This is a genomic window from Paraburkholderia sp. FW306-2-2C-D06C, from assembly GCF_058781505.1.
This window is the reverse complement of record NZ_JBYSWU010000099.1, coordinates 1-8,699: the sequence shown is the minus strand read 5'-3', so window position 1 is coordinate 8,699 and position 8,699 is coordinate 1. Positions and strand designations below refer to the sequence as shown.

Sequence of the window (8,699 nt, the reverse complement as noted above, 5' to 3'; positions counted from 1 at the left end):
ACCACCAGCTTCTTGTAGACCTGCTTGCGTTCGTCGCTGAACTGGTACGTGCGGCTGCCCTGCGTCTTGCCATGCGCATCGCCGATGCTCGCGACGTCCACGCCCATCAGCTTGAGCTTGGTGCTCATGTCGGCGCCGGCGAATTCCGCCGAATCGCCGAGCAATTGCTTCGCTGTGACGCGCGCCATGTCATAGCCCGGCGCGACGAGGCCGAACAATTGACCGTTCCACAGCGCGCATTCGCCGATCGCATAGATGTGCGGATCGCTGGTGCGGCACGCGTTGTCGATCACGATGCCGCCGCGCGCGCCGAGCGCGAGGCCGCTTTCCCGCGCGAGGTCGTCGCGCGGACGGATGCCCGCGGAGAACACGATCATGTCGGTGTCGAGATGGCTGCCGTCGGCGAACTGCATGCGGTGCGTGCCGTTCTCGCCGTCGACGATCGCCGTGGTGTTCTTCTGCGTGTGCACGGTCACGCCAAGTTCTTCGATCTTGCTGCGCAGCACGCGGCCGCCGCCGTCGTCGACCTGCACCGCCATCAGGCGCGGCGCGAATTCGACCACGTGCGTTTGCAGGCCCATGTCGCGCAGCGCCTTCGCGCATTCGAGGCCGAGCAGTCCGCCGCCGACCACCGTGCCCGTCTTCGAGCGCGCGCCGCATTCCTGCATCGCTTCGAGGTCGTCGATGGTGCGGTAGACGAAGCAGTCGGTGCGCTCGCGGCCCGGCACCAGCGGCACGAACGGATACGAACCGGTGGCGAACACCAGCTTGTCGTACGGCAAGGTTTCGCCGGTCGACACCGTCACGGTGCGTGCATCACGGTCGATCGCGACGGCCTTCGCGCTCAGTTTGAGCAACACGTTCTGGCGTTCGAAGAAACCCGGCTCGACCAGCGAGAGATCGTCCGCCGATTTGCCGGCGAAGAATTCGGACAGATGCACGCGGTCGTACGCGGGTCGCGATTCTTCGCACAGCACCGTGATGTCGAGGCCATGTGCCGCGTCCTGCGTGAGGCACTCGACCAGTTTGTGACCGACCATCCCGTGGCCGATAACGATGATTTTCATGAGCGCGGTGTCCTCGATGTGCTGGGCTTGAATCGCTGCCGGCCGACCGGTGTGCGAAAGCGATTCCGGAAATAAAAACGGCGTCCCGCGAACCCAGTCGATGACTGAATTCGAGGGACGCCGTTGTCCAAACCTGTGATGCAGCGAACGCCTTGTTGTTGCGCTCGCGCCGGATCCACGTTGATCCGATGGCAAGGCTTAACGCAAAGGCCGTGCCAACTGTGCGGAATGCCCGCCGCAGGGCCGTGACGCGGGGGTTTGTGGCGAATGGCACGGGCGTGCGGCGAACGCGGTATGCGACGCGTTTTGATGCAGCCAGGCACATGGGTGGTGCGACGCAGCACTGTGCGCGTGCGAGGGGCAAGCACACGAGCGGTGCGTTTCCGGTGCATTTCCCGGCCTGCCGGCGACGCGTGGCAAGGGTTGGGCGTAGGTTGCCGCGTGATGGCGTGGTACTTGCATTAGCGGGTGTCGAGCCTTGCAGGCAATGCAGCCGCGAGTGCATGAAATCCGGGCGAAGCACAGCACAGTGCTTCGCTCCGCTTAAAGATAGTGAGCAGCATCCGGACAACGGCGTCCTCTCGTGACCACCACGAGCGGACGCCGTTTTTTATTTGGCCCAGCCTATACGCCTCACCGCGCCCCCACCGCGACGGCAGCCAGCCATCGAACACATTAAACACATCAAACAAGCCAAGGACATCGCGATGAACACCACCACCGGCAAGGTCACACTGTTGAGCGCAGGCCCGGGCGAGCTCGACCTGCTCACGCTCAAAGCCGTCAAAGCACTCGCCGCCGCCGACATCGTGCTGCTCGACGACCTCGCCAATCCCGAGATCGTGTCGCTGGCGCCGCAAGCGCGTGTGATTCGCGTCGGCAAACGCGGCGGCTGCCGTTCGACGCCGCAAGCGTTCATCGAACGCCTGATGCAGCGCTATGCGCTCAAGGGCTTGCATGTGGTGCGCGTCAAGGGCGGCGAAGCGCTGTTGTTCGGCCGGGCCGGAGAAGAACTCGCGGCGCTGCGCGGCGCGCGGATTCCGGTGGAGATCGTCAATGGGATTTCATCGGGTTTCGCGGCGGCGGCGAGTCTCGGCATTTCGTTGACGCATCGCCGCCATTGCCACGGCGTGAGCTTCGTCACCGCGCATACCGAAGATCACGGCGAGCCGGACTGGGCCGCGCTGGCCGCGACCCGCACTACGCTGGCGATCTATATGGGGATGCGGCGCATCGAGAGTCTCGCCACCGCTTTGCTGGCGAGTCTGCCTGCCGATACGCCGGCGGCCGTCGTCCAATGGGCAGGCGGAGCCGGCGAACGGCGCTTGCTGACCCGGCTCGACCGGCTCGCCGCCGATGCCGCAAGCGCGGGGTTCGGCAGTCCCGCGGTGATTCTGGTGGGGAGCGCGGTCGGCGAGAGCGTCGAGCGCGGGGTTCAGTGGAGCGAAGAAGCGGCGGCTGTGATGACTGACGGCCTGATGACGGCGGCGGCAGCAATTGCGCAAGCCGCGTGAATTGTTGAGTGAGTCGTTGCTCGAGCCGCAGAGTGAGTCGTTGCTCGAGCCGCTGAATGAGTCGTTACTTGAGCCGCTGAACGGGCCGCTGCCTGAGCCGCGAACACATCGGCCGACTTATCGGCCGACGCATCGGCCACCTCAGTCGCCGAACCCCAATTCAGCCTCGACGTCTTGCCCGACGCGCAGCCATGCCCCCGCTCCACGCGCGACGATCGCGTTGTTGCCGAACGTCAACGCGCCGCCGCGCTGCGCATTCGCGCGGTAGACGCTCATCGTGTCGGTCGGTTCGTTCAGCCAGTCCGGGTCGGGCGCGCCGTTGGCCTGATCGATGGTCGGCATCGGGCAGCGCGAGCACAGTTTGACCAGCTGCAATTGCACGGCCTCCGCTTCGCTGCCGGCACTGCCGACGCTCAGGCTCTCCACATAGTCTTCTTCATACGGATCGAGCCCCGTCAGCACGACGTTGGGCCGGAACCGGCTGATCGGAATCGACGGCGCGCCCTTGCGGTTCAGACGCAGGTTCAGATCGTCGAGCGACGCCTGGCCGATCACGAGCAACGGAAAGCCGTCGGCGAAATGCGTGGTTGCGCCAACCTCGCCGGTGTATTCCGGGTCGACGATCCGCTCGCGCCGCGGATCGAAGCGCAACAACCGCGCCGGCACGCCGAGAAATGTCGAAAACCATGCGGCGCTTGCGTCGCCGGTGTCGAGTCCGTGGACCGCGTCGCGCCATACGGTGGTTTGCACCGGCTCCGGCGCGGCGAGTTCGGCCGCATCGAGCGGCGTGTGCAGCGCGCTCATGCCCGGCGCGCTGATCACCAGTTCATGTCCGGCAAGCGCGACCTTGATCAACGCCATGCGCGGATAGGCGCGCTGCGTGAGCATCGCGCCGCCTCGGTCGGTGACCATCCAGCTTCGATCGTATTCGAAGCCGGTGGCGAGCAGGCGCGCTTCGTTCAGCGCAATGCCGGCGCACGATTTGATCGGATACACATAGAGTTCGCTGATGGTAGGCATGGTATGGGGGCGCTCGATATTTTTTGTCGTAGGGGTCGATTGTAAAGCGCCTGCGGCCCGCGTTCCTGGCGGCGCATGCCCCCCGCCACTTACGCGGAAAACGCCGAGGCTGCCGCACCGATCACTCCCACCCTTCCAGCCGAGCAGAGGCTCGAAGGCGAACCGGTCACGCAGAAAACCCAGTTGCACCTCGACAGCTGCCTGACCTGCCGCAACTGTGAAACCACCTGCCCATCGGGTGTCGCCTGGGTGTCGCCTATTACGCGCTGCTCGATATCGGCCGCGCTTGGACGTAAAATTCCCAAGCGTAGCGCTCGGGCGAAAACAAGGCCGGCGCCGCGGCATCCGCGCAAAATGCTGATGCTGGAAGGCTGCGTGCAACCCGCGCTGTCGCCGAACACCAACGCGGCCGCCGCCCGCGTGCTCGACCGGCTCGGCATCGGCATCGTGAATGCCGTAGAAGCATCCCTACCATAAGCGAAACAGGAAATTCATTATGTTGAGCAAACCCGTGTTGACTGTTGCCGAAACCACCCGAATCCTCGAAGCCGCCCGCGCGGAGGCCGAGAAGAACCAGTGGGCCGTCGCCATCGCGGTAGTCGACGACGGTGGTCATCCGCTCGGCCTGCTGCGTCTGGACGGCAGCGCGCCGGCCAGCGCCTACATCGCGACGGAAAAAGCCCGCACTTCGGCGCTCGGCCGCCGCGAAACCAAGGTATATGAAGACATGATCAACAACGGCCGCACGGCATTCCTGAGCGCGCCGTTGCAAGGCACGCTGGAAGGCGGCGTGCCGGTGATCGTCGACGGCCAGGTGATCGGCGCGGTGGGCGTGTCGGGCGTCAAGTCGGATCAGGACGCGCAGATCGCCCGCGCGGGTATTCAGGCAGTCGCCGCTTAAGTTTTCTCACGGCGGCTCATAAAAAACGAAACGCTACTTACGGGCCGGTGCTCCCCACATCGGCCCCATTCAGATGGAGCAGTCGATGACTCAGATGAACCCGCGCGGTGGACTGCAAGTCGCCGCCAACCTCGACCAGTTCGTCGAAACGGAAGCCCTGCCCGGCACCGGACTCGACAGCGCCGCATTCTGGTCAGGTTTCGACGCCCTCGTGCACGAGCTGGCGCCCAAAAACCGTGCGCTGCTCGCCGAGCGCGACCGTCTGCAAACCGAACTCGACAACTGGCATCGCGCCAATCCGGGTCCGGTGCGCGATCTGCGCGCGTACCGCGCTTTTCTCGAAGGCATCGGCTACATCGTGCCGGCGCCCGCGAGCGTCAAAGCCACGACCGACCACGTGGACACCGAAATCGCCGAACAGGCCGGCCCGCAACTCGTCGTGCCGCTGTCCAACCAGCGCTATGCGCTGAACGCCGCGAACGCGCGTTGGGGCAGCCTGTACGACGCGCTGTACGGCACCGATGCGATCCCCGAGACCAACGGCGCCGAAAAGCAGAAGACCTTCAATCCGGTGCGCGGCGCCGCGGTGATCGCCTATACACGCACATTTCTCGATCAGGCCGCCCCGCTCGCGAACGGTTCGCATGCCGATGCAACGGGCTATCGCGTCGAAGGCGGCAAGCTGGTCGTCGCGCTGAAGAGCGGCGCGAGCGCGCTGCAAACACCGGCGCAGTTCATCGGCTATCAGAGCGAAGCGAGCGCGCCGTCGGCGGTGCTGCTCAAGCACAACGGCCTGCACCTCGAAATTCAGATCGACGCGAACGATCCGATCGGCAAAACGGATGCGGCGCATGTGAAGGGCGTGGTGGTCGAAGCGGCGGTGAGCACGATCATCGATTGCGAAGACTCGGTGGCCGCCGTGGATGCGGACGACAAGGTCCAGCTCTACCGCAACTGGCTCGGCCTGATGAACGGCGATCTCACCGAAGAGGTCACGAAGAACGGCAAGACCTTCACGCGCCGTCTGAACGCCGATCGCGAATACACGGGCGCGGACGGCAAGTCGCAGGTCTTGCTGCATGGCCGCTCGCTGCTGTTCATCCGCAACGTCGGTCATTTGATGTCGAATCCAGCCGTGCTCACGAAAGACGGCAAAGAGATTCCGGAAGGCATTCTCGATGCGGTGATCACCACGCTGTGCTCGCTGCACGACCGTCAGCACAAGCTGAACTCGCGCACCGGCTCGATCTATATCGTGAAGCCGAAAATGCACGGCCCGGCTGAAGTCGCGTTCGCGAGCGAGCTGTTCGCGCGCGTGGAAGACCTGCTGAAGCTGCCGCGCAACACGATCAAGATGGGCCTCATGGACGAGGAGCGCCGCACCAGCCTCAACCTGCTCGCCTGTATCGCCGAAGCGAACCAACGTGTGGCGTTCATCAACACCGGTTTCCTCGACCGCACCGGCGACGAAATGCACACGGCGATGGAAGCCGGCCCGATGATGCGCAAGGGCGACATGAAGTCGAGCGCGTGGATCACCGCCTACGAGCGCAGCAACGTGCTGGTCGGTCTGAGCGCGGGCCTGCGCGGCCGTGCGCAGATCGGCAAGGGCATGTGGGCGATGCCCGACCTGATGCAGGCGATGCTCGAACAGAAGATCGCGCATCCGAAGTCAGGCGCGAACACCGCCTGGGTGCCCTCGCCCACCGCCGCCACGCTGCATGCGCTGCATTATCACCAGGTCGACGTGCAAGCGGTTCAACAGGAACTCGAACGCACGGACTACGCGAAGGTGCGCGACGAACTGCTCGACGGCCTGCTGACGATTCCGGTCGTCGAAACGGCCAGGTGGAGCGCGGACGAAATCCGCAGCGAAATCGAGAACAACGTGCAAGGCATTCTCGGCTATGTGGTGCGCTGGGTCGATCAGGGCGTGGGCTGCTCGAAGGTGCCGGACATTCACAACGTCGGCCTGATGGAAGACCGCGCGACGCTGCGCATTTCCAGCCAGCACATCGCCAACTGGCTGCATCACGGCGTGGTGACGCGCGAACTGGTTGAAGAAACCTTCAAGCGGATGGCGAAGGTGGTCGACGAGCAGAACGCGGGCGATCCGCACTACAAGCCGATGGCGCCGGGCTTCGATACGCTGGCGTTCAAGGCCGCGCAAACGCTGGTGTTCGAGGGCCGTGCGCAGCCGAGCGGCTACACGGAACCGTTGCTGCACAAGTTCCGGCTGGAAGTGAAGAAGGGTTGAAGTTTTTCAGCCGCCGCTCGAGCGCTGCTTGAGAGTCTGGGTTGATCCCGGCTCGAGTCCGGCTGAAAAGAAAGACGGGCGCCGCGTGGTTAGCGGCGCCCGTTTTTAATGTGCGCGTTGCTGCCGCGCGTTCGCTGCTACGTGGATGCGTTGACGGCCTGAGCGCTTGAACCGCGCAGGCCGCACTCTCAGGCTGACTGCGCCGGTGAAGCGGGTCAAGCCGGTGAAGCGGGTCAAGCCGGTGAAGCTGGGTTAAGCCGCTTCAGCCGTGAACTGATCCGGCAGATTGGCCTGCATATAGGTTTGCAGATACGCTTCGAACTCCGCCTTCACTTCCGGATGACGCAGCGCGAATTCCACCGTCGCCTTCAGATAGCCGAGCTTGCTGCCGCAATCGAAGCGCGTGCCGAAGTAGCGGTACGCGAGCACCTGCTCTTCCGTCAGCAGCGATTGCACCGCATCGGTCAATTGCAACTCGCCGCCCGCACCCGGCTTCAGCGCGCGGATATGCTTGAAGATGGTCGGCATCAGCACGTAGCGGCCCACCACGCCGAGGTTCGACGGCGCCACGTCCGGCGCCGGCTTCTCGATGATGCCCGACAGCTTGATCACGTTGTCTTCCCACTCCTTGCCATCCACGACGCCGTACGAACGGCTGTCTTCGCGCGCGATGGTTTCAACGCCGATCACCGAGCTGTGATAGTGATTGAAGGTGTCGACGAGCTGGCTCATCACCGGCTTCGAGCTGTGCAGCAAGTCGTCGGCGAGAATCACGGCGAACGGGCTGTCGCCCACCAGCTTTTCGGCGCACAGCACCGCATGGCCGAGACCGAGCGCTTCGGCCTGACGCACATAGAAACAGTCCACGTTGGCCGGCTTGATGCTGCGCACGAGATCGAGCAGCTTCTGCTTGTTGCGCGCTTCGAGTTCGGCTTCGATTTCATAGGACTTGTCGAAATGATCTTCGATGGCGCGCTTGCTGCGGCCCGTCACGAAGATCATCTCGGTGATGCCGGCGGCAATCGCTTCTTCCACCGCGTATTGAATCAGCGGCTTGTCGACGATCGGCAGCATTTCCTTCGGGCTTGCCTTGGTGGCCGGCAGGAATCGTGTCCCGAGGCCCGCTACGGGAAACACGGCTTTGGTGACTTTCAGCATGGTTGGCATTCCCACATCGGTTAGAAATTAGTGTGTTCGCGGGCCTCGCGGCCACTCGATGTCGCCAGAAAGGCTAACAAAAAAATTAATCCAATTCACGAGTGAAATTTTCTCGACTCGAATAAATAAATCAATTCGCTTTCGATATGCCGCATCGTGACAAAAATCAGGAAACAATTACGTATCGAAATCGAATTATGGCGAGAATGCTGAAAATTTTACGTATTCGCGGCCTGGCGATCCGGCGGCCGGCGATCCGGCGGCCGGCGATCCAGCCCCGGATCGCGGGCCGCCAAATCTGATAGAGCGGGGCCGGACGCGAACGGAAGTGAGCGCGCCAAGCCGCTTACTCGTTTTCTTCGAGTTGCGGCAGCTTGCCCGGGTTGATGCGAAAACGGCGAATAGGCTCGTTGCGTAGCGCCTCCCGGTACGCGGAGGCGGCGACGAGGATCAACAGCACGGCAATGCCGGCGAGTAAATGCAGGTTCATGACTTCACCCCTGGTCAGAGAATCCGTGGCTTAAATTAGCACAACAAAATCGGCAAATAATTCGTCGTAGCACATAGTTATGCGTAATTACAATTCGTCACAACCCTGACATTTAACTCGAACCATTACGCAATTTTTTATCGATTTTTTTGCCTCCGCGGTGCACTACGATGTCATGCACCGCGGGCGCGCATGGCGTGCCCGTAAATAAGCTTTTTCCTCCGTCAGATTAAGGACCGCGCATGAGCGACTCAGCACTGGATGCCGCCGGCTCATCCCTGCCCCTCTCCCC

General features: G+C 63.2%; 7 protein-coding genes and 1 pseudogene. 4 read left to right on the top strand and 4 right to left on the bottom strand.

Annotated features, from left to right (window positions below; translation table 11 throughout):
• A partial coding sequence (locus AC3WLT_RS36405) for an FAD-dependent oxidoreductase (protein WP_492596404.1) occupies positions 1-1,067 on the bottom strand: 1,067 nt, incomplete at its 3' end.
• 707 nt (positions 1,068-1,774) lie between these two features.
• Between AC3WLT_RS36405 and cobA the strand changes: the two genes are divergently transcribed.
• A complete protein-coding gene (gene cobA, locus AC3WLT_RS36400; protein WP_492596403.1) occupies positions 1,775-2,581 on the top strand; it encodes a uroporphyrinogen-III C-methyltransferase in 807 nt (268 codons plus the stop codon).
• 141 nt (positions 2,582-2,722) lie between these two features.
• On the opposite strand, the gene AC3WLT_RS36395 is transcribed toward cobA, so the two are convergent.
• Positions 2,723-3,601: an MOSC domain-containing protein gene (locus AC3WLT_RS36395; protein WP_492596402.1), complete on the bottom strand. Its 879-nt coding sequence runs from the start codon at positions 3,599-3,601 to the stop codon at positions 2,723-2,725.
• A 75-nt stretch (positions 3,602-3,676) separates the two neighbouring features.
• On the opposite strand from AC3WLT_RS36395, the pseudogene AC3WLT_RS36390 reads away from it, so the two are divergent.
• From AC3WLT_RS36390 to AC3WLT_RS36380, 3 genes and pseudogenes are all read left to right on the top strand, one after another.
• A pseudogene (locus AC3WLT_RS36390) lies at positions 3,677-4,066 on the top strand (hypothetical protein); the annotation flags it as partial.
• A 31-nt stretch (positions 4,067-4,097) separates the two neighbouring features.
• A complete protein-coding gene (locus AC3WLT_RS36385) occupies positions 4,098-4,502 on the top strand; it encodes a GlcG/HbpS family heme-binding protein (RefSeq protein ID WP_492596401.1) in 405 nt (134 codons plus the stop codon).
• A gap of 85 nt (positions 4,503-4,587) precedes the next feature.
• Positions 4,588-6,759 carry a malate synthase G gene (locus tag AC3WLT_RS36380; RefSeq protein ID WP_492596400.1) on the top strand — a complete coding sequence of 724 codons (2,172 nt, stop codon included), beginning with the start codon at positions 4,588-4,590 and terminating at the stop codon, positions 6,757-6,759.
• Positions 6,760-7,011: 252 nt separating this feature from the next.
• Here AC3WLT_RS36380 and galU read toward each other — a convergent pair whose 3' ends face one another.
• Together galU and AC3WLT_RS36370 are read right to left on the bottom strand one after the other, a co-directional pair.
• Entirely contained in the window at positions 7,012-7,917 is a 906-nt protein-coding gene (gene galU, locus AC3WLT_RS36375; protein ID WP_492596399.1) for a UTP--glucose-1-phosphate uridylyltransferase GalU, read from the bottom strand.
• Positions 7,918-8,263: 346 nt separating this feature from the next.
• Complete coding sequence (locus AC3WLT_RS36370; RefSeq protein WP_165848068.1) at positions 8,264-8,407, bottom strand: hypothetical protein; 144 nt, start codon at positions 8,405-8,407, stop codon at positions 8,264-8,266.
• Between the last annotated feature and the right edge of the window lie 292 nt (positions 8,408-8,699).

Coding starts and splice junctions, on each gene's coding strand:
- AC3WLT_RS36395 (WP_492596402.1), bottom strand. CDS start 3,601: ATGCCTACCATCAGCGAACTCTATGTGTATCCGATCAAATCGTGCGCC.
- AC3WLT_RS36385 (WP_492596401.1), top strand. CDS start 4,098: ATGTTGAGCAAACCCGTGTTGACTGTTGCCGAAACCACCCGAATCCTC.
- cobA (WP_492596403.1), top strand. CDS start 1,775: ATGAACACCACCACCGGCAAGGTCACACTGTTGAGCGCAGGCCCGGGC.
- AC3WLT_RS36370 (WP_165848068.1), bottom strand. CDS start 8,407: ATGAACCTGCATTTACTCGCCGGCATTGCCGTGCTGTTGATCCTCGTC.
- AC3WLT_RS36380 (WP_492596400.1), top strand. CDS start 4,588: ATGACTCAGATGAACCCGCGCGGTGGACTGCAAGTCGCCGCCAACCTC.
- galU (WP_492596399.1), bottom strand. CDS start 7,917: ATGCTGAAAGTCACCAAAGCCGTGTTTCCCGTAGCGGGCCTCGGGACA.